Here is a 19023-nt window from a genome sequence, read left to right on the forward strand (position 1 = left end):
TCATGTCACGCACCCGATCCGGGGGCGGCGGGCGCGGGTGGGACCGGCGCGGGTAGTCGCAGGCCGGACATGCCACCGTCCACCGCCAGCGACGTGCCGGTCACCGACCCGGTAGCGGGCGAGGCGAGGTAGACGACGGCGGCGGCCACCTCGTCGGCGGTCACCAGACGACCGGTCGGCTGCCGGGCTGCCAGCTGCCGCTTCTCCGCCGTCGGGTCGGCCGCGCCGGCGAGCAGGCGGGCCACCCAGGGCGTGTCCACGGTGCCCGGGGCGACGCAGTTGACCCGGACACCCTCCGTCACCAGGTCGGCGGCCATGGCGAGGGTGAGGGCGTGCACGGCGCCCTTCGACGCCGAGTACAGGGCCCGTTTGGGCAGGCCGGTGGTCGCCGCGATCGAGGAGATGTTGACGATCGCCGCGGACGGTGACCGACGCAGGTAGGGCAGGGCGACGGCGCTCGTCCGGGCCACACCGGAGACGTTGACGTCGAGCACCCGGCTCCACTGCTCGTCGTCGTTCTGCTCCACGGTGCCCACCGCCGAGATGGCGGCGTTGTTCACCAGGATGTCGATGCCGCCGAACGCCTCCGCGACCGAGGCGAGGGCCGCGGTGAGCGATTGACGGTCGGCCACGTCTGCCCGGACCGCGCGCACCCGAGGGTCCGCGGGCAGCTCCGAGACGTCCAGGTCCAGCACGCCCACCCGGGCGCCAGCGGCCAGAAACGCCCGCACGCAGGCGTTTCCGATTCCCGAACCACCTCCGGTCACCACGGCCACGAGACCGTCACACTGCATCGTTGTCTCCTTCGCGAGTAGTTGGCACACCGCCGTCAGGAGGGCCGCGCGGTCGAGCGCGGACCCGCCCGTCGGGGTGGTCAGGCGCTGCCGAGCGGGCTGCGCTGGCGGCCGAGGCCGTCGATCTCGACCTCCATCACGTCGCCGGCCGCCAGGTAGGGGAACCGGCCGGAGAGCGCCACTCCCTGTGGGGTGCCGGTGTTGATGACGTCGCCCGGGTCCAGGACCGTGTACTGGGACAGGTGCCAGACCAGGTGCGCCACGTCGAAGATCATGTCCTTGGTGCTGGAGTCCTGCCGGGGCTCGCCGTTGACCCAGGAGCGCAGCCGCAGCGCCTGCGGATCGTCGATCTCGTCGGCGGTGACCAGCCACGGGCCGAGCGGTTGGAACGTCTCGCAGGACTTGCCCTTCGACCACTGGCCGCCGGAGACGGCGAGCTGGAAGTCCCGCTCGGAGACGTCGTTGGAGAGCACGTACCCGGCGATGTGCCCGAGGGCCTCGGCCGGGGAGGCGAGGTAGCGGGCCCGTCGGCCGATCACCACGGCCAGCTCCACCTCCCAGTCGGTCTTCGTCGACCCGCGCGGGATCAGCACCTCGTCGTACGGGCCGACGACGGTGTTCGGCGCCTTGTAGAAGATGATCGGCGCGGTCGGTGGTTCGGCACCGGACTCGGCCGCGTGCGCGGCGTAGTTCTGCCCGACGCAGAGGACCACCCCGGGGCGGGCGATCGGCGCGCCGACCCGCTGGCCGGCGAGGTCCACCTCGGGCAGGTCGGTGGCCTCGCGGACCCGTTGGACGCCGTCGCCGGCGAGGAACTCCCCGTCGATGTCGGCGGTGAGCGACGAGAGGTCGAAATACCTTTCGTCGGCGAACAGCACGGGACGTTCCCGCCCCACGGGCCCGACGCGCATGAACTTCACGAACCAACCTCCAACGCATGGGTACGAATCGCAGGGTCCGCCGGCACGGCGGTCCGCTCGTGCACAGACAGCTCAGCCCGGCGCGGTGATGATCACGGTGTGGGCACCTCTCTGGGCAGCAGGCCCTCGGCCTTCAGGTCCGCCCACAGCGCGCCGGGCACCTCCCATTCGACCATCGCCACGTTGTCGGCGACCTGCTCCGGGTCACGGGCGCCGACCACCACGCTGGCGACCGCCGGGTGGCCGAACGGGAACTGGATCGCCGCGGCCCGCAGCGGGACACCGTGCCGCTCGCACACCGACCGGATCGCGGTGGCCCGGTCGAGCAGCTTCTGGTCGGCCGGCGCGTAGTCGAAGGGTGCGCCCGGCCTCGGGTCGGCCAGCAGACCCGAGTTGTAGACCCCGGCGGCGAGGACCGAGATTCCCCTCCGCTGGCACAGCGGCAGCAGCTCGTCGAGGCCGGACTGGTCGAGCAGGGTGTACCGGCCGGCGAGCATGAAGCAGTCGAAGTCACCGGCGCGGGCCAGCTCGACCAACGCCGGGGCCTGGTTCATCCCGGCGCTGACCGCGCCGATCTCGCCGGCCTCCCGCAGCCGCGCGAGGGCCGGGTACGCGCCGCTGACCGCCTCGGCGAGGTGGTCGTCCGGGTCGTGGATGTGCGCGATGTCGATCCGGTCCAGCCCCAACCGGGCCAGGCTCTCCGCGTGCGAGCGACGCACCCCGGCTGCCGAGAAGTCGAACTGTGGCGCGAGATCGGTCGACTCGGCCCAGAACCCCTGCCTGTCGCCGCCGTCGGGCACGAGCAGTCGGCCCACCTTGGTGGACACCGTGAACGCGGGGCGCGGTTTGCCGGCCAGGACCGCACCGGCCCGCCGCTCGGAGAGGCCGCAGCCGTAGAGCGGCGCGGTGTCGAAGTAGCGCAGCCCCAGATCCCAGGCCGCCTCGACGGTGGCGTGCGCGACCTCGTCGCCGACGGCGGTGAAGAGCCCGCCGATCGGGGCGAGCCCGAGCCCGAGCCGGGTCACCGTCACGTCGGTGCGCCCCACTGTGACCCGTTCGGTGGCCTGCACGCACGCCCCCTGTCCGTGGTCGATGAACCAGCGAGCCTATTTCCTATAGGATGTTGCTTTGCTAGTGTGTGTACTCGCTCACACCTGAACAGTCAAGGGTTGCTGAGGAGACGAGATGACCCCACCGGAAGACCGCGAGGGTCGACTCCGTCCCGCCCGTCGACTCACCCTCGCCGAGGACGTTTACGAGTCGATAAAGACGCTGGTCATGGACCACATCCTGCCGCCCGGCGAGCGGGTCAACATCGACGCCCTCGCCCGGGAGCTGGACGTCTCCCCCACCCCGGTACGTGAGGCGCTCGCCCGACTGGAAGCCGACGGCCTGGTCCGCAAACGCCCGCTGTCCGGCTACACCACCACCCCACTGCTCACCCGCGCCGAGTTCGACGACCTGTTCGAGGTCCGCCAGTTGCTGGAGGGCGCCACCGCCGGCCGGGCCGCCGCGCACGCCTCCGCCGAGGCGCGGCACCGGATCAGCACCGAGGCGGCGGCGAGCATCGACGTGGAGGTCGGCGACGGATATCGCCGACACGCCGCGTTCACCGCGCGGGACGCGACGTTCCACGACCTGATCGCCGACGCCGCCGGCAGCCCACTGCTGCGCGACAGCATCACCCGGTTGCACGCCCACCTGCACCTGCACCGGCTGTACTTCCCGGTCGGCGCGCGCCGGACACCAACACCGAGCACCAGCGCGTCGCCGCCGCCATCGTCGCCGGCGACGCCGCCACCGCCACCGAGGCGATGCGCGCTCACCTGAGCGCCGCCCGGGAGCGCCACCTGCCCGCCTTCGACCGACCCCCCACCCCCGGAACACCGCGCGACTCGGCGTGACCCGCCCCTGACACATCCGAGGAGCCGCCCATGCGCATCGCCCTCTTCATCACCTGCGTCAACGACCTCGCCTACCCGGCCACCGGCATCGCTGTCACCCGCATCCTGCGGCGGCTCGGCCACACCGTCGACTTCCCGACCGCGCAGACCTGTTGCGGGCAGATGCACGCCAACACGGGTTACCGGGCCGAGGCGCTGCCGATGGTGCGCGGCTACGTCGAGGTCTTCGACGAGTACGACGCCGTCGTCGCGCCGTCCGGGTCGTGCACCGCGATGATCCGCGAGCAGTACCCGCGCCTGCACCCGCCGGCCACGTCGGTGGCCGCCCGCACGTACGAACTGTCCGAACTGCTCGTCGACGTTCTCGGCGTCACCGACGTCGGCGCCGAGTTCGCGGAAACGGTCACCTACCATCCCACCTGCCACGGCCTGCGGATGCTGCGCCTCGGCGACCGGCCGCTGAGCCTGCTGCGCCAGGTCCGCAAGATCAATCTGGTCGAGCTGGGCGACGCCGAGGAGTGCTGCGGCTTCGGCGGCACCTTCGCCCTGAAGAACCCGGACGTCTCCACCGCGATGCTCACCGACAAGTGCGCCAGGGTTCGGGAGACCGGCGCCCGGGTGCTCGCCGCCGCCGACAACTCCTGCCTGGCACACATCGGCGGCGGCCTCGACCGCCACCGGTCAGGCGTGCGGGCCGTGCACTATGCCGAAATCCTCGCCGAGACGGGAGCGGGCTCATGAACCGTCCGGTCGCACCCGCCACCGGAGGCGGACGGATCCGTACCCCGCTGCCCTTCCCCACCGCGGCCAGGCCGGCCGTCGCCGACAGGCAGCTCCGGGCGAACCTGCACCGGGCCACCCGCACCATCCGCGACAAACGCGCCCGGGTCGTCGACGAGGTGCCCGACTGGGAGGCGCTGCGCGACGCCGGCTCCGCGATCAAGGCGGACGTCCAACGCCGGTTACCGGAGCTGCTGGAGCAGTTCGAGGCGTCCGCCACCGCCGCCGGCGCCACAGTGCACTGGGCCCGCGACGCGGCCGAGGCCTGCCGGATCGTGGTGGACCTGACCCGGGCCGCCGGGGCCGACGAGGTCGTGAAGGTCAAGTCGATGGCGACCCAGGAGATCGAACTCAACGAGGCGTTGGAGGCGGCCGGGATCGCCGCGTACGAGACCGACCTCGCCGAGCTGATCGTGCAGCTCGGCGAGGACACTCCCTCGCACATCCTGGTGCCGGCGATCCACTACAACCGGGCGCAGATCCGGGAGATCTTCCAACGCCGGATGCCCGACGCGCCGGCCGACCTGACCGACGAGCCGTCCGCACTGGCCGAGGCGGCCCGCGTCCACCTGCGACGACGGTTCCTCTCGGCCCGGGTCGCCGTCTCCGGCGCCAACTTCGCCATCGCCGACACCGGCACCCTCGTGGTCGTCGAGTCCGAGGGCAACGGGCGCATGTGCCTCACCCTCCCGGAGACGCTGATCAGCGTCGTCGGCGTGGAGAAGCTGCTGCCGACCTTCGGCGACCTGGAGGTCTTCCTGCAACTGCTGCCACGGTCGTCGACCGGCGAGCGGATGAACCCGTACACCTCGATGTGGACCGGCGTCACCCCCGGCGACGGCCCGCGGTCCGTGCACGTGGTGCTCGTCGACAATGGGCGGTCCGCCGTGCTCGCCGACCCGGTCGGGCGCCCGGCGCTGTCCTGCATCCGCTGCTCCGCGTGCCTGAACGTCTGCCCGGTGTACGAGCGGGCCGGTGGGCACGCGTACGGGTCGGTGTATCCCGGGCCGATCGGGGCGATCCTGTCGCCCCAGCTGACCGGCGTGGCCGACAACGCCTCCCTGCCGTACGCGTCGACGCTCTGCGGCGCCTGCTACGACGTGTGCCCGGTGAAAATCGACATCCCGGAGATCCTGGTCCACCTCCGCCAGCAGGCACCGCACCCGCCGGTCGAGCGGGCCGCCATGCGCGTCCTGTCCTGGGTCATGCGCAGCCCTCGACGCTGGGCCGCGGCCCTGCGCCTGATGCGGGTCGGCGCGGCTCCGCTCGGGGCGTACCGCGAGCGGCGCACCGGCGCGCGCACGCTGCGCCGGCTGCCCTGGCCGATGTCCGGCTGGACCCGGTCGCGGGACCTCCCGTTGCCCGCGCCGCAGACCTTCCGTGACTGGTGGGGGAAGCAGTGACCGCACGTGACGAGATCCTGGCCCGGCTCCGGACGGCGCTGGCCGACACCCCGCCGGCGGTGCCGGTGCCCCGCCGGTACCGGCGGGTCGACGACCGGCCCGACCTGGTCGAGGTCCTGGTCGACCGCCTGACGGACTACCGGGCTGTCGTCCACCACGGCCTCGACGCCCTACCCGGGCTGCTGGGCGACGTCGACCGGCTCGCCGTCCCCACCGACGTCCCCGCCGACTGGCTGACCGGCTACGCCGGGCAGGTGCACCGCGACGCTCCCCCGCTGTCCCCGGCCGACCTCGACGGCATGGACGCCGTGCTGACCGGCTGCGCGGTGGCGATCGCCGACACCGGCACCATCATCCTCGACGCCGGCCCGGCCCAGGGTCGGCGTGCGCTCACCCTGGTGCCCGACCGGCACCTCTGCGTGGTCCGCACCGACCAGGTGGTCGGTCTGCTGCCGGAGGCGCTGACCCGACTCGACCCGCGCGCGCCGCTGACCTTGATCTCGGGGCCGTCCGCGACCAGCGACATCGAGCTGAACCGGGTCGAGGGGGTGCACGGTCCGCGCCGGCTGGAGGTCGTCCTGGTCAGCTCAGCTCGGTGACACCTGCTCGTCGCTGCGCGGCATCCCGGTGCGGTCGTCGCCCGCAGCGGGATGCCGCGCAGGTTGAGCAGCATGACCACACCCACGCCGAGCACCAGCGCGATGTCCGCGACGTTGCCGACGAAGAAGCCGGCGTAGTCGACGAAGTCCACCACGTGCCCGCGCGCGAAGCCGGGCTCCCGGAAGAGGCGGTCCAAAAGGTGCGTCGTCGCGCCGCCGAGCACCAGCCCCAACGCCACCGCCCAGGGACGCGACGTGACGATTGGCCGCGCTCGGGGTGACGAAGCCGCGCCCGCTGGGGGCATTGAGGACTGGCGTGAGGACGCAGTGCCGTACGTCGCGTACGGCCTGGTCGCTGCCGCGACCCTGGAGCGGCTGAACCGGGGCCGACGACGGTGATCCGCCCGGCCGTGCTCAGTGGCCGTCGACCACTGAGGCGATCTTGGCCGGAGCGTTCAGGGGTGCCGACTGGTCCTCGCTCAGCCCGTAGCGCTGGGCGAGGTAGCCGGGGTCCTGCCAGGTGACCAGCGCGCCGGGCTGGCCGTCGTCGCGCACCATGAGTCGCAGTGGCAGGTCGATGGCGATCTCGGGGCGGGCCTGCATGGGTGGCGTGCCCGCCTGCGGGTTGCCAAAGATGATCACCTGGGTGTCGGGCATGCTCAGCCCGGCCTGGCGGGCGGCCGCCGCGTGGTCGACCACCGCCGCCACCGCCGCGCCAACGCGTTCCGCCTCGGCCCGCAGTGCGGAGATCGTCTCTCCGACATCCCGGGTGCTGCGCCTGGTCACCAGTCCGTCGTTCACGGCCGTCCCCCGCTCACCGCTCGCTGGGCGAATCCACCTCATCCTGCCCGCAACCGACACCGGTGCGGGGCGGTTCGCCGTAACCGCCGCGAAGCTGCTCGCGGAGCCAGACCCGGTCCGGGTTCACCACAGCCCGACCACGTAACGACAGCCCGGGCGCCAGTAGACGATCGGCTGGCCGTCCGCCGCGCTGGCCCGCTGCGCCTCGGCCGCGCTCATCGAGCGGGGAAAGGCCCAGAGCGAGAGGAGCAGTGCCAGCCCCAAGAAGATCAGCAACTCGACGCCGCCGACGACGGGCAGACCGGCGCTCAGTTGCGCGACCGCCACCAGCACGCCGCAGGCCACCATCAGGACCGTCAGGATCCACCGCCGCATCACGCCGGCGACCCTACCGCCAGCTACTGCCGCGCCGTGCGTCGCGGCTGAGCGCTGGGGCACCGACGGAGTTGGCGGTCGTGCGGAGCACCGACTCGTCAGGTCAGGAGTCGGAGCGTTCGATTCGAACGGCGACGCCGTCGAGGATCAGGTCCAGCCCGAGGGTGAAATCCGCGTCGGCGATCGTCGCGTCGGGGGTGTCCGACGGCGGCGCTCGAACAGCGTCGAGGAGAACAGCCGGGCAGTCTCGGGGAAGCGCTCGGGGTCGACGAGCACCGCCAGCGCGCGGCCGTAGTCGCGCTCGGCGTCGGCCTGCCCCTGACCTTCGGCCCTGCCCTCGGCGAGGTCGCTGTACTGCCGCACCGACTGCACGACGTAGCCGCTGATCAGCGACAGGATGCCGATCTTGTGCGCCCAGTCGAGCCGGGTACCGGACAACACCGCGAGCCCGATCTCCATCCAGGCGATCTGGTTCGGCCCCGACGGCGGCCCGGCGGTGGGCACCCGGGTCAGCCACGGCCGACGTTGGAGCACCGAACGATGCTCGAAGGCCCAGCCGCGCAGCCCGGGGCGCCAGTCCATGGTGGAAATGTTCGGTGGCGCGCCCAGGGCGGCGTCGGCCATCAGCTCGAGCAGTTCGTCTTTGGATCCGACGTAGCGGTAGAGCGACATCCCGGTGAAGCCGAGGCTCTGGGCGACCTTGGGCAGGGTCACCCCGCCGAGCCCGTCGCGGTCGGCGATCTCCACCGACGCGGTGACGACCCGGTTGACGTCGAGGGCCGCCGGCCGCCCGAGGCGGGAGGATTCCGACCGGCGCCACAGCCTGCGCAGCCGAGCCGGAATGAAGTCCTCGCTGGTCATGGCTCCCTCGTTCGTCGCCCGAAGATCGGGCTCCCATCATGCCAGGGCTAATTAGTGTGCGTGTGATACTTTCTCAGACAAACTAAAGCAGGCCTCGGGGAGGGGACGTCCATGAGCATCGACACGGCACCAGCGCGGACATCGAGAGGGCCGGTCCGGCCGGCCGAACGCGCCCTCGCGCCGGACCTGACCCGGGGAGCGATGCTGCTGATCATCGCTCTGGCAAACGTCGCCGGCGTCGTCTTCGCCGGCGAGCCCGGCCTGGACGCCACACCGACGGGCGTCGACCGAGTTCTCAACTTCCTCCTCTTCGCGCTCGTGCACGCACACGGCTACCCGGTCTTCGCCGTGATGTTCGGCTACGGACTGGTTCAGCTCGCCCGTCGCCAGGACGCCTCCGGCGCCACGCCCCGACAGGTCCGCTCGGTGCTGCTGCGCCGCAACCTCTGGCTCGTCGCCTTCGGGTTCGCGCACGCCGCACTGCTCTACTACGGCGACTTCCTCGGCGCCTACGGCATCGTCGGGATCGTGATGACCGTGCTACTGCTCCGCCGCGGTGCGAAGCTGCACCGGACCATCCTGGTGCTCTGGGCGCTGATCGGGGTCGAGATCCTGATCCTCGGTGCCATCGTGATCAGCGGCATCGCGGGCTCACGCGGGAGCGCACCACTGCCGGCGGGCCACGTCGACTCGCTGGCCGCCTCCCACTACCTCGCCTCCGTCGTGGACCGTCTCGCCGAGTGGCCGACGCACACGCTGACCGTGGTGCCCTTCATCGTCATCGCCTGGCTGGGCATGTGGGCCGCCCGCCGCCGGGTCCTGGAGGAGTTGGCCGGTCACCGGACGCTGCTCAGGTGGACGGCTGCCGTGGGGCTTGGCGTCGCCACCGTCGGCGGCCTGCCCGCCGCCCTCGTCAGCGCCGGATGGCTGCACGTCGACGAGCCGACCGCCAGCCTGATCCTCATGCTGCACGGCGCCAGCGGCATGTTCGCCGGTCCGGGCTACGCGGCGGTCTTCGGCCTGATCGCCCTACGGGTGACCCGGCCCGGCCCCGTCCTCAGCGCACTCTCCGCCCTGGGCCAGCGCTCCCTGTCCGGATACCTGTTCCAGTCGGTGGCCTGGCTGCTCCTGCTGGCGCCCTTCACGCTCGCCCTGGGCCAGCGCTCGGCGACCCCACGGTGGCGGGGGTGCTCATCGCGGTCACCGTCTGGCTGGTGACCGTGCTGATCGCCCGACTGCTCCACAAGCGCGGGCAGGCCGGGCCGGCCGAGGTCGTGCTACGCCGGCTGACCTACGGGCCCCGTCGGTCGCTGGCAGCGACGGCGGCTCCGGACCCGGCTGACCGTCGTCGACGGCGGTCCTGACCAGGTGTGCGGTGGCCACGCCGGTGGGCGGCACCGCCCGATCCCACCGGCCGGGTCACCTGCACCGCCACCTCCGTCGAGCCGCGCGCGGCCCAGCCGATCCTCAGCCGGTGACGTCCACGACGACCTTGCCGGCCGCGGTGCCGGCGGCGACCAGGCGGTGGGCGTCCATCACCGTGTCGAGCGTGAACGGACGCGGGTCCAGGCGGGGGCGCAGCGCTCCGGCCTCGGCCAGCGCGGCGACCTCACGCAGGATGTCGCCGTGGTGTTCGCGGCCGCGTCCGGTCAGCATCGGCAGCAGGGTGAACACTCCGGAGTACGTCGCCCCCCGGAACGACAGCGGGGCGAGCGAGTGCGACCCCCAGCCCAGCGCGCTGACAACGTGCCCGTGATAGGTACGCACCGCCGCGAACGAGGCGTCCAGCGTCGCGCCACCCACGTTGTCGGCGATGACGTCGAACCCCGCACCCCCGGTGTACCTGCGCACGTACTCCTCGACAGTGGTGGAGGTGTAGTCGATCGGCACCGCGCCGAGGCTCTCGATCACCGGCAGGCTCGCCGGCCCGCCGGTGGCGTACACCTCGGCGTTCCGGGCGAGGGCGAGCTGCACGCCCACGTGACCGACGCCGCCCGAACCGCCGTGCACCAGCACCTTCTGCCCGGCCCGAACCCCGGCCCTGTCGATGAGTCCCTCCCACGAGGTGATCGCCGCCAGCGGCAGCGCGGCGGCCTCCCGCATGGAGAGTGTCCGTGGCTTACGAGCCAGCAACCGGGCGTCCACGGCGGCGTACTCGGCCAGTGAGCCCGGCAGGTCGCCGACGCCGCCGCAGAGCCCGTACACCTCGTCCCCCGGCTCGAAGCCGGCCACCTCCGGACCCACCGCCGCGACCACACCGGCGAGGTCCAGGCCGAGCACCGCCGGCAGGCGGATGCGCGCGTGCGCGGCCTGGCCCGCCTGGATCTTCGTGTCCAGCGGGTTGACCCCGCTGGCGACGACCCGCACCAGCACCTGACCGGCCGCGGGGGCGGGTTGGTCGATCTCCTCGACCAGCATCGGCCGGCCGAACTCCCGCAGGACCACAGCACGCACGATTCTGCTCACCTCTCCCGGCGGGGTCGAGCCGCACCTGCACAGTGCAGGGGGTCACCGCCGCCGCGCCGGTCACCGCGCACCGCCCGGCGCTCAGATGACTGTCTGTTTGGTCGTCGGCAACGCGTCGACCATCGACTTCCGCACGTTGATGGTGTCCGCGATGATCTCGTGGGGCGTGTTGGCCATCCACTGCATCACCGAGATGTCCTCGAACCGGGGATGCCGGAACATCTCCAGGAACACCAGTGGCTCGTCGCCGGTGTTCTCGATGTAGTGGCCGTACGCGAAGGGGACGTAGCCCACGTCGCCGGCCTGGAAGTCGAACGTCCGGGCGGCGGCCTGGGCCGCGAAGACGCCCATCCGTCCGGTGCCGGAGATGTAGTACTGCCACTCGTCGGTGGTGGGATGCCAGTGCAACTCACGCATCCCGCCGGGTTCGACCTCGACCAGGGCGGCGGCGGTGGTCACCGACGCGGCGAAGTTGGTCGAGTCGGTGATCCGGACCGTGCCACCGCGGAAGCGTTGCGGGGTCTGGGCGGTCATCCGGTGTTTGAAGCTTCGCGGGATGTCGCCGGTTGGGCTGATCACCCGATCCTGTTGCAGGGGCGGTGGGACGTCGCCCTGGAAGATGTACTTCTCCCGCTCGGGCAGGTTCTCCATCTGTTCCATCGTCCAGCCGAAGTTCTTGGCCAGGACGTGCCGGGGAGTGTGCGCGAAGAAGTCGCTGAGCAGGAACGTGTTGTTCTCGGAGAACGCCCCGTCGTCGAAGACGAGCAGGAACTGGGCGCCGTCGGCCAACGCCTGGATGTTGTGTGGCACCCCCTGCGGGAAGAACCACAGATCACCCTCCTTGACGTCCTCGATGAAGTTGCGTCCCTCGTGGTCGACCGCGCTGATCCGGCAACTGCCGCTGAGCATGTACGCCCACTCCGACTGCTGGTGCCAGTGGATCTCCCGGTAGGCGCCCGGCTCCAGACCGAACTGGACGCCGGCGAGCTGGCTGGCGATCGGCAGGTCGCGGCTGGTGACCTCACGGGTCCAGCCGCCCTTCTCCACCCGGGTGTGCGCCTGGGAGAACGAGAACTTGAGGTTCGGCACCAGCCGGCTGTCGGTCGTCGGCGGCACGAGCAGATCCGGGTTCTGCCGCTCAAGCTCGACGTTACGGCCCGCGAAGGGCGGGCCACCCTGATCGCCGCGGCGCGGCTGGGGATCGCTGTTCGCCATGATCGCTGTCTCCTCACTCGGGTTGGATCGTGCTGGGCGCGGTGACCGGCCCAGCGCGCGGCCGCGGCCGGGACGCAGCCCCAGCAGGGCGCGCACCCCCGGGCGACCGTGCTGGTCCGCGACCGCGACCGGGACCGCCACCGCGGTCGCCACCAGCACCAGGCGGGTCCACGGCGGGGCGTGGCCACCGGCACCGGTGCCGGCGACGAGGACGAACATCAGCAGGACGACCCGGAGTCGGAGCAGGCCGGGCAGTGCGATCGAGTGGGCCATACCGTCGATGATCGGGGCCGGGCGCGGACCGTCGCATCACGCGATCGCGCTATTGGCGCAGGTCAGGTCCCGGACGTCAGGGCGCATTCGGCGCACTCGCGCCGGTTGGTCCTTCTGGTCGTCCGCCTGCTGCCGCCGTGGCTAGGCTCGCGGCATGGAGGCGCTGCATGTTCTGGCGGCGGAGATCGCCGCGAACCCCGGCGGTGAGCGCCACCGCGCCGACCTGATCGGTCGCCTGGCGCAGGCCGCGGCACTGGAGCAACCGGCAACCGCCCTCGCCGGTCTACGACACGCGCTGGGCCGGCGACTGGACGACCGGAGCCGCAGCGCAGTGCTCGCCCTGCTCGCCACGATCGCGGCTCGAACCGGCCACCCGGACACCGACGCCCTGCTCCGCGACGCCGGCACCGCGCACGCGTGGTCGGGTGACCACGCGTCGGCTCGTCACCTCGCCCTCGGTCGGGCCGCCCGGTCGCTCTCGCACGGGGACCTGCCGGGCGCCCACGCCGTGCTGGCCGCCTTGGACCCTGACGTGTGGCTGGCCCGACGGGACGCCACCGCCATCCGAGCCGAACGGATCCTGGTGCAACTCGGTCTGGGCCGATACCAGGACGCCCGGACCTCGACCCGGGAGGTGCCGGACGGCCCGCCGTCGCGCGACGCCCCGCTCAACGGCAGGCTGGCCGCGCTGGACTGCCTGCGCATGGTCGCGGTCGGAGAGCTACCCGAGGCGGCCGCGCTGGCGGTCACGATGCTCGGCTCGGGTTCGACGGACCTCGACCGGGAGGTGCGCGCCCTGTTGGTCGCGGTGATCGGCGAGGTTCGCTACCGCCGTGGCGAGCACGACGACGCCCGCGCCATCCTCCGCCCCTGCCTCACGGCGGCACGATGGCCGGACAGCACGATGTGGACGCTCGCGTGCTGCGTCGCGGTTCGCGACCCGCTCCTCAGCGCCCCGGCGAGCCTGCTCACCCGGGTCGTCGCCGATCTGCACCGCTCGGTCCGGTCGTTCGTGCCGGTGCCACACTTCGCCCCCCGGCTGGTCCGGGCGGCGGTGGCCGCCCACGACACCCGGGCCGCCGACCGGGTCACCGAGCTGGTCGAGCTGGTGGCCACCCGCACCCCGGTGCCGCTGTGGCGCGCGCTGGCCGAGCAGACCAGAGGGCTGCGCGAGGGCGACCCGGACGCCCTCCGGTCGGCTGTCGACGGGCTGCGCACCACCGAGGCGTGGCCGGCGCTGGCCGACGCGTTGCTCGACCTGGCGAACACCCCGGGAGCACGCCCCACGGAGGCGCGCGACGCCGCGCAGGAGGCGGCCGCCCTCTACGCACGAATCGGCGCCCCGGGCGACCAGGCGACGGCCGACCGGCGATCCGCTCAACTCACCGCCACCCCGCGCGACCGGTCATCGATCGACGAGCCGGCGCGCGCGGGCATCGACGCGCTCACCCCCGCCGAGGAGCGGGTGGCCGAGATGCTGGCGGCCGGTGCCACGAAGCGGGAGACGGCCGAGACCCTATTCGTCTCCTTCCATACGGTAGACACCCAGCTCCGCTCCATATACCACAAGCTGGGCATCAACAACCGGATGCAGCTGGTGCGGGCCTGGGATCGCACCCGGCGATAATCACCCGATGACCGCGTCGACCGATCTGACCCCGCTCGCCGAAGCCGTGGAGTGCGAATTCATGCACTCCTACGAGTCGCGGACGCCCGCGCCCGCGTACACCGATCTGGGGATCGCGACCACGCGTATCGGCGGCGGCGTCGCCCTCGCGATGCGGAACGACCCCTCCGGCGGGTACTGGAACAAGGCGCTCGGGTTCGGCACCACCGAGCCGTTCACCGTCCAGGTCCTGGATCGCGTCCTCGACTTCTACCGCGACCAGGGCGTCCACCAGGCTGTCCTCCAGCTCGTCCCGTCGGTGCTGCCGGTGGGCTTCGACGAGGTCGCCGCCGCACGGGGGCTCGAACCGGGCAGCGCCTGGGTCAAACTCGCCGCCCGACCCGACGACGTCGCGGCGCGGCAGACCCGCCTGCGGGTCGGCCCGGTGCCCGTCGCCGAAGCCCAGCGCTGGGCCGACGTGCTGCTCGCCGGGTTCGGCATGCCCAGCGGTGGGCTCACCACGATGCTGGCATCGACTGTCGATGCGCCGGCCTGGCGGCCGTACGCCGGGTGGGACGGCGACGATCTCGTGGCCGGCGGCAACCTGTTCCTGCACGGCGAGGCCGCCTCGCTCAACGCCGCCGCCACGGCCCCCGGGCACCGCCGCCTCGGGGCGCAGTCGGCGCTGATCGCGGCCCGCGCCCGAGCCGCCGCCGAGGCGGGCTGCCGGTGGCTGTTCGCCGAGACCGGCAAGCCCGCGCCCGGCCAGCAGAACCCGTCGTTGAACAACATGCGCCGGGCCGGGCTGGTGCCGCTCTACGAGCGGCGCAACTGGATCTGGCGATCGGCTTCCTGAGCCGGTCGACCTCACTCGGGGGGCTTGGCCCCCGACTGCTCGCTCACCAGGTACGCCGCGTACCAGTCGGGCCAGTTCTCGTCGCGCTCGCCGGTGCGCTCCTCGTGCTCGCCGTGGGCGGCGGCCGCACGCCGGAGCGCGCTCGCCAGGTCGCTCGCGGTGCCGAACGACGTCAGACCCCCCTCGATCCGCCCGGGAAGTCTGGTCGTGATCTCCTGCATCAGCCAGGTGTTGCCGTCCGGGTCGCGCAGCGTGGCGCGGGAGAAGTAGCTGCGCCGGTCGGGGTCCGGTCCGTCGGCCGGGCCGTCCGGGGTGACGTGGAAGACGTCGCCGACCTCGGCGCCAGCGGAGACGAGGGTGTCGCGGGCCGCCTCGATGTCGGAGACGATCAGGTACGCCATGGCCGAGCCGGGCGCCGCCGGGGTGAGTCCCGGGCCGAACTGTACGGAGCACCCGGAGCCGTGCGGCGTCAGCTGGACGATGCCGGGCGGCGTCTGGTCGAGCCGCCACCCGATGCGTTGGTAGAACGCCTTCGCCCGCTCGACATCCGACACCGGGATGACGATCACCTCGAGTTTCTGGTCCAGGCTCTCGATACGCGACGTCCCACTCGCGTCGCCCTGGGCAACCTTCGGGCTCATCGCCGCCCCCTCTCTGATCGCCACGCTACTGCTCACATCCCTGCTCGGTGCCGGCTTCCGGGCATCAGCCCGGCGACATCCTCGCGGTCCGGCGCACCCCCAGCAGGGCGACCAGAGCGAGCAGGATGACGGCCACGGAGTACTCGTCGGCGGTCTGCGGCAGGCCGCCGGCATAGACCACGAGGAAGCCGGCGATCACCGTGGGGAGGCCGAAGCCGACGTAGCAGACGATGTAGAGCACTGACAGCACGCTGGCGCGTTGGTGCGCCTCGACCAGTGGCATGACCGTCTTGAGGCTGCCCTGGAAGCCGCTGCCGAAGCCGACGCCGCCGAGCGCGAGGCCGACGAAGAAGCCCGGTACGGACTGCGCCATGATCGACAGCAGCGTGACGAGCATGCCCAGGATGAGCGCGACGATCCCGGTCAGGATCACCGTCCGCGCGGCGGTGTTGCGCTGGACCACGACGGCGACCGACCCGAAGACGGCGAAGACGAAGAGGACCAGCCCGGCGATCACGATCGACGTGTTCATCAGGCTGCGGACCAGCGCCGGGCCGAGCGCGCCGAAGAACCCGGCCAGCGCCCAGACCGCGAACAGCACCGGGACGACGACAAGCACCGGTTGACGCACGTTACGGGGCAGCGTGACGTCGGGTCGTAGGCTGCGTCGTGCTCCGGCCATCGGCGTGACGGTCTCCGGCATCAGCGCGACCCCGACGAGTTGGATCAGCAGGATCACGAGGAGGACGACGTACACCAGTCGGGTGGGCGCGGGTAGGAACCGGATGAGCAGCGCCGACAGCAGCGCGCCACTACCGGTTCCGATACCGGGCGCGATCGAGTTCGCGAGCGTGCCCCGGGCCCGGTCGATGTCGAGCATGGCGGCGCCCACCGCGCCGGTGGCGGCGCCGGCCGCCAGCCCCTGCACGAGGCGGGCGACCAGGAGCGTGGGTACGCCGTTGGCGAAGACGAAGACGACCAGCGCGAGCATCTGCACGGCGACCGCGACGGCCAGGACCGGCCGCCGACCGAGGTGGTCCGACAACCTGCCGAAGACGAGCAGCGACGCCAGCACCGCGAGCGCGTAGACGGCGAACACCACAGTGGTGGTGACCGGCGAGAAGTGCCACCGTTCCTGGTAGAGACCGTAGAGCGGAGTCGGTGCCGCCGACGCGGCCAGGAACGACACGAGGATCGACGCCAACAGCACCAGGGAGACCCTCGGTGAGAGTCGGGCCTGCCCGGCGATCGGCATGTCGGTGCTCCTCGGCTGCGTGGACAGCGGTCGACCTGGGCGCACTGCCGGGCCCAGGGCCAGGGCGGCGTACCCGGCGTTGGCCATTGCATGCCCGCTCGACCGCGTCGGCGCGCGGGCCGTCGCGGCTGGCCCGCGGCGCGGGCCGGCTCAGCCCTCGGCGTCGTGACCGGTTGCCGGGAGGCTCGCCACACCAACGCCGAGCGCCTCCCGGAAGTCCCGGTAGCGGTCGGGGCCGAGGGTGTCGGCGAGCCGCTGCTCGATCAGGTGCACCAGCCCGTCGGAGACCTCCATGAAGGTGCGGCCCCGCTCCGTCGGCACGATCAGCTTCGCCCGGCGGTCCGCCGGGTCGGGGGTACGCCGGACGTAGCCCAGCCGCTCCAACTCGTCGAGGATCGCGCCCATCGTCTGCTTGTTGCGCCCGGCGAGCCGGGCCAGTTCACCGGGTCGGGTGCCCTCCACGTCCAGATACGCGAGGACCGCGCCATGGCGGGGCCGGACGTCGTCGAACCCCTGCTCGGCCGAGCGTCGGAAGATCTCGCGCTGGACGCGCGCGGAGAGTTGCACGGCCAGGATCCCGAGGTCCGGGTCCTGCTCCTTCAGTGTGCTGCGCTTCATATTTTGGTCCAATCATTGGACGGTACAACTTCTGGACTATATCGTCGCTGGCGGCGACCGAGGCCCGACCTCGGTCGCAGCTGACCGAGAGGACGACCATGACCATTCTGATCACCGGGGCAAACGGCACCGTGTCGCGGGAGGTGCTGCGCGAACTCGCCGGCAAGCAGCCGGTCCGCGCCCTCGTGCGGGACACCTCGCGCACCGACAAGATGGCGGGCGTCGAGTACGTCGTCGGCGACCTGGACCGGCCCACCACCCTCACCCCGGCGTTCGAGGGGGTCACGACGCTGTGGTTGCTGATGCCGATGGGCCCGCTGGCGCCGAGCCAGAGCATGAACGCCGTGTGGGCGGCCCGGCAGGCCGGCGCGGGCACATCGTCCGACTCTCCGCGATCGGCGCCGCGCACGACGCGCCCACCCGCAACGGCCGACTGCACGCCCTCTCCGACGCGGAGTTGCAGCAGTCCGGGATCCCCTGGACGATCCTGCGGCCGAGTCACTTCATGCAGAACCTGCTCGGCGCCAAGGCCGGCGAACACCTCTACGGCCTGCTCGGTGACTCGCGCGCCGGTGTGGTCGACGCCCGGGACATCGCCGCCGCGGGGGCCGCGATCCTCGCCGCGCCCCGGCAGCACGAGAACATGGTCTACACGCCCACCGGGCCGGAGAGCATCAGCCTGGACCAGGCGGCTGACGAGATCGCCCGGGCGACCGGCCAGCCGGTGCGGTACGTGCCGCAGAGCCCGGAACAGGCGCGCGACGGCCTGCTCCAGGCCGGCCTCGACCAGTGGTCGGCAGAGGTCCTCGCCGAGTACCGGGTCGCCTACGGCTCCGGGTGGGGTGACTTCACCAACGACCACGTCGCCCGGATCACCGGCCGGCAGCCGCGGACCTTCGCCGAGTTCGTCCGCGACCACCGCGAGCACTTCGCCAGCGCCTGATCCGGTGGTCGTTCGGCGCGGTGCCCTCCGGTGCGGTCACACCGGAGGGCACGCCGGGTGGCTGGTGGAGGTCAGCGCGACGCCTGACGTGTCGCGGCCCGCGACAGCGGACCGACGTCCGAGTGGCGACCGGGGCGCAGCGCGGCATGCCGCTGCCCGGGGCCGGCACCGTCCCGAGTGGCCAGCGCATCGGCCACCGCTCCGGTGGCGAACGCGTAGATGGACTTGTGCAGCACGTCGATCGCGAGTTCCGGGCGTGGCCAGGTCTGTGGGGGTGCCCCCACCCCGGTGGCGTTCTCCAGGATCTGGTCGTTGCTCAGCCGCAGCACGGTGAACATTCCCGAGGCCCAGGGACCCCGCAGCCCGGCCTGCGCCATCACGCTGCGCAGCACGCCGACCAACGCGCCCTGGCCGTAGTGCATCGCCAGGTTCTGCCACCGGGGCTGCTGGCCGCGCGATTCCGGCAGGCCGGTGAGGCGTGCCAGAACCCGGGCTGGCACGTAGGAGTCGGGACGACCGGTCACCCGCTGCTCCACCTTCTCAGCGGCCGTCATCACCGCCGCGCCAACCAGACCCGCCGTTAGCCCCTGCCACACCGCTCGCCTCAGCATGCTCAAGCCCTACCCAGCGCTCGGGTGCCCACACCCGCGATCCGTCCGGCATCAACAGTCATCCAACTTGCTCCTGACGGTCTTGGTTTACCCCCTTTCGCG

Annotated in this window: 21 protein-coding genes and 3 pseudogenes; 11 read left to right on the forward strand and 13 right to left on the reverse strand. The window is 72.2% G+C overall.

The features are described from left to right. Positions 1-5 precede the first annotated feature (5 nt). From JM949_RS07280 to JM949_RS07290, 3 genes are all read right to left on the reverse strand, one after another. On the reverse strand, positions 6-794 hold the full coding sequence (locus JM949_RS07280) for an SDR family NAD(P)-dependent oxidoreductase (protein WP_203147670.1): 789 nt from the start codon (positions 792-794) through the stop codon (positions 6-8). 80 nt (positions 795-874) lie between these two features. Beyond that, a complete protein-coding gene (locus JM949_RS07285) occupies positions 875-1714 on the reverse strand; it encodes a fumarylacetoacetate hydrolase family protein (protein ID WP_203147671.1) in 840 nt (279 codons plus the stop codon). 92 nt (positions 1715-1806) lie between these two features. Next, positions 1807-2784, reverse strand: coding sequence for an aldo/keto reductase (locus JM949_RS07290; RefSeq protein ID WP_203147672.1), 978 nt, complete (start codon positions 2782-2784; stop codon positions 1807-1809). Positions 2785-2992: 208 nt separating this feature from the next. Here JM949_RS07290 and JM949_RS07295 point away from each other — a divergent pair. The 4 genes and pseudogenes from JM949_RS07295 to JM949_RS07310 all read left to right on the forward strand — a co-directional run bounded on the left by JM949_RS07295 (position 2993) and on the right by JM949_RS07310 (position 6400). Next, positions 2993-3618 (forward strand): annotated as a pseudogene (locus JM949_RS07295) (GntR family transcriptional regulator). A gap of 30 nt (positions 3619-3648) precedes the next feature. Further along, positions 3649-4359, forward strand: a complete 711-nt coding sequence (locus JM949_RS07300; protein ID WP_203147673.1) for a (Fe-S)-binding protein — start codon at positions 3649-3651, stop codon at positions 4357-4359. Continuing rightward, positions 4356-5801 (forward strand): LutB/LldF family L-lactate oxidation iron-sulfur protein, encoded by a 1446-nt coding sequence (locus JM949_RS07305; RefSeq protein ID WP_203147674.1) that lies wholly within the window; start codon positions 4356-4358, stop codon positions 5799-5801. The genes JM949_RS07300 and JM949_RS07305 overlap by 4 nt, the downstream gene beginning before the upstream one ends. Then, the gene (locus tag JM949_RS07310; RefSeq protein WP_203147675.1) at positions 5798-6400 is read left to right on the forward strand and encodes a LutC/YkgG family protein; all 603 of its coding nucleotides are present in this window, start codon (positions 5798-5800) and stop codon (positions 6398-6400) included. Before JM949_RS07305 ends, JM949_RS07310 begins: the two co-directional genes overlap by 4 nt. 77 nt (positions 6401-6477) lie before the next feature. Here the strand turns inward: JM949_RS07310 and JM949_RS39605 are convergent. Then, positions 6478-6705 (reverse strand): annotated as a pseudogene (locus tag JM949_RS39605) (signal peptidase II); the annotation flags it as partial. Here JM949_RS39605 and JM949_RS07320 point away from each other — a divergent pair. Next, entirely contained in the window at positions 6656-6799 is a 144-nt protein-coding gene (locus tag JM949_RS07320) for a hypothetical protein (protein WP_203147700.1), read from the forward strand. The pseudogene JM949_RS39605 and the gene JM949_RS07320 sit on opposite strands and share 50 nt — an antisense overlap. 15 nt (positions 6800-6814) lie before the next feature. On the opposite strand, the gene JM949_RS38490 is transcribed toward JM949_RS07320, so the two are convergent. The 3 genes from JM949_RS38490 to JM949_RS07335 form a co-directional block, all read right to left on the reverse strand. Continuing rightward, the gene (locus JM949_RS38490; protein WP_203147676.1) at positions 6815-7201 is read right to left on the reverse strand and encodes a DUF302 domain-containing protein; all 387 of its coding nucleotides are present in this window, start codon (positions 7199-7201) and stop codon (positions 6815-6817) included. Positions 7202-7324: 123 nt separating this feature from the next. Continuing rightward, positions 7325-7576 carry a hypothetical protein gene (locus JM949_RS07330; protein WP_203147677.1) on the reverse strand — a complete coding sequence of 84 codons (252 nt, stop codon included), beginning with the start codon at positions 7574-7576 and terminating at the stop codon, positions 7325-7327. Positions 7577-7723: 147 nt separating this feature from the next. Then, positions 7724-8437, reverse strand: coding sequence for a TetR/AcrR family transcriptional regulator (locus tag JM949_RS07335; protein ID WP_238432736.1), 714 nt, complete (start codon positions 8435-8437; stop codon positions 7724-7726). Positions 8438-8548: 111 nt separating this feature from the next. Between JM949_RS07335 and JM949_RS38495 the strand changes: the two genes are divergently transcribed. Beyond that, on the forward strand, positions 8549-9655 hold the full coding sequence (locus JM949_RS38495; RefSeq protein ID WP_255545545.1) for a DUF418 domain-containing protein: 1107 nt from the start codon (positions 8549-8551) through the stop codon (positions 9653-9655). Beyond that, a complete protein-coding gene (locus JM949_RS38500) occupies positions 9625-9801 on the forward strand; it encodes a DUF418 domain-containing protein (protein WP_309232046.1) in 177 nt (58 codons plus the stop codon). The genes JM949_RS38495 and JM949_RS38500 overlap by 31 nt, the downstream gene beginning before the upstream one ends. 103 nt (positions 9802-9904) lie before the next feature. On the opposite strand, the gene JM949_RS07345 is transcribed toward JM949_RS38500, so the two are convergent. Together JM949_RS07345 and JM949_RS07350 are read right to left on the reverse strand one after the other, a co-directional pair. Then, positions 9905-10891, reverse strand: a complete 987-nt coding sequence (locus JM949_RS07345; protein ID WP_203147678.1) for a zinc-dependent alcohol dehydrogenase family protein — start codon at positions 10889-10891, stop codon at positions 9905-9907. A 93-nt stretch (positions 10892-10984) separates the two neighbouring features. Further along, positions 10985-12391, reverse strand: coding sequence for a cupin domain-containing protein (locus JM949_RS07350; RefSeq protein ID WP_305070583.1), 1407 nt, complete (start codon positions 12389-12391; stop codon positions 10985-10987). A 154-nt stretch (positions 12392-12545) separates the two neighbouring features. Here JM949_RS07350 and JM949_RS07355 point away from each other — a divergent pair, with 154 nt between their 5' ends. Together JM949_RS07355 and JM949_RS07360 are read left to right on the forward strand one after the other, a co-directional pair. Beyond that, the gene (locus tag JM949_RS07355; RefSeq protein WP_203147679.1) at positions 12546-14018 is read left to right on the forward strand and encodes a helix-turn-helix transcriptional regulator; all 1473 of its coding nucleotides are present in this window, start codon (positions 12546-12548) and stop codon (positions 14016-14018) included. 7 nt (positions 14019-14025) lie between these two features. After that, entirely contained in the window at positions 14026-14853 is an 828-nt protein-coding gene (locus JM949_RS07360) for a hypothetical protein (RefSeq protein ID WP_203147680.1), read from the forward strand. Positions 14854-14864: 11 nt separating this feature from the next. Here JM949_RS07360 and JM949_RS07365 read toward each other — a convergent pair whose 3' ends face one another. From JM949_RS07365 to JM949_RS07375, 3 genes are all read right to left on the reverse strand, one after another. Then, positions 14865-15494 carry a VOC family protein gene (locus tag JM949_RS07365; protein ID WP_203147696.1) on the reverse strand — a complete coding sequence of 210 codons (630 nt, stop codon included), beginning with the start codon at positions 15492-15494 and terminating at the stop codon, positions 14865-14867. A gap of 64 nt (positions 15495-15558) precedes the next feature. Further along, the gene (locus JM949_RS07370) at positions 15559-16836 is read right to left on the reverse strand and encodes an MFS transporter (protein WP_238432737.1); all 1278 of its coding nucleotides are present in this window, start codon (positions 16834-16836) and stop codon (positions 15559-15561) included. Between the two features lie 63 nt (positions 16837-16899). Next, the gene (locus JM949_RS07375; protein WP_203147681.1) at positions 16900-17367 is read right to left on the reverse strand and encodes a MarR family winged helix-turn-helix transcriptional regulator; all 468 of its coding nucleotides are present in this window, start codon (positions 17365-17367) and stop codon (positions 16900-16902) included. A 98-nt stretch (positions 17368-17465) separates the two neighbouring features. Between JM949_RS07375 and JM949_RS39610 the strand changes: the two are divergent. Then, a pseudogene (locus tag JM949_RS39610) lies at positions 17466-17675 on the forward strand (SDR family oxidoreductase); the annotation flags it as partial. 38 nt (positions 17676-17713) lie between these two features. Beyond that, positions 17714-18310, forward strand: coding sequence for a Rossmann-fold NAD(P)-binding domain-containing protein (locus JM949_RS07385; RefSeq protein WP_203147682.1), 597 nt, complete (start codon positions 17714-17716; stop codon positions 18308-18310). Between the two features lie 71 nt (positions 18311-18381). Here the strand turns inward: JM949_RS07385 and JM949_RS07390 are convergent, their stop codons facing one another. Further along, positions 18382-18921 carry a hypothetical protein gene (locus JM949_RS07390; protein ID WP_203147683.1) on the reverse strand — a complete coding sequence of 180 codons (540 nt, stop codon included), beginning with the start codon at positions 18919-18921 and terminating at the stop codon, positions 18382-18384. Between the last annotated feature and the right edge of the window lie 102 nt (positions 18922-19023).

The sequence above is a fragment of the Micromonospora tarensis genome (assembly GCF_016803395.1).
In the GTDB taxonomy this organism is placed as follows: domain Bacteria; phylum Actinomycetota; class Actinomycetes; order Mycobacteriales; family Micromonosporaceae; genus Micromonospora; species Micromonospora tarensis.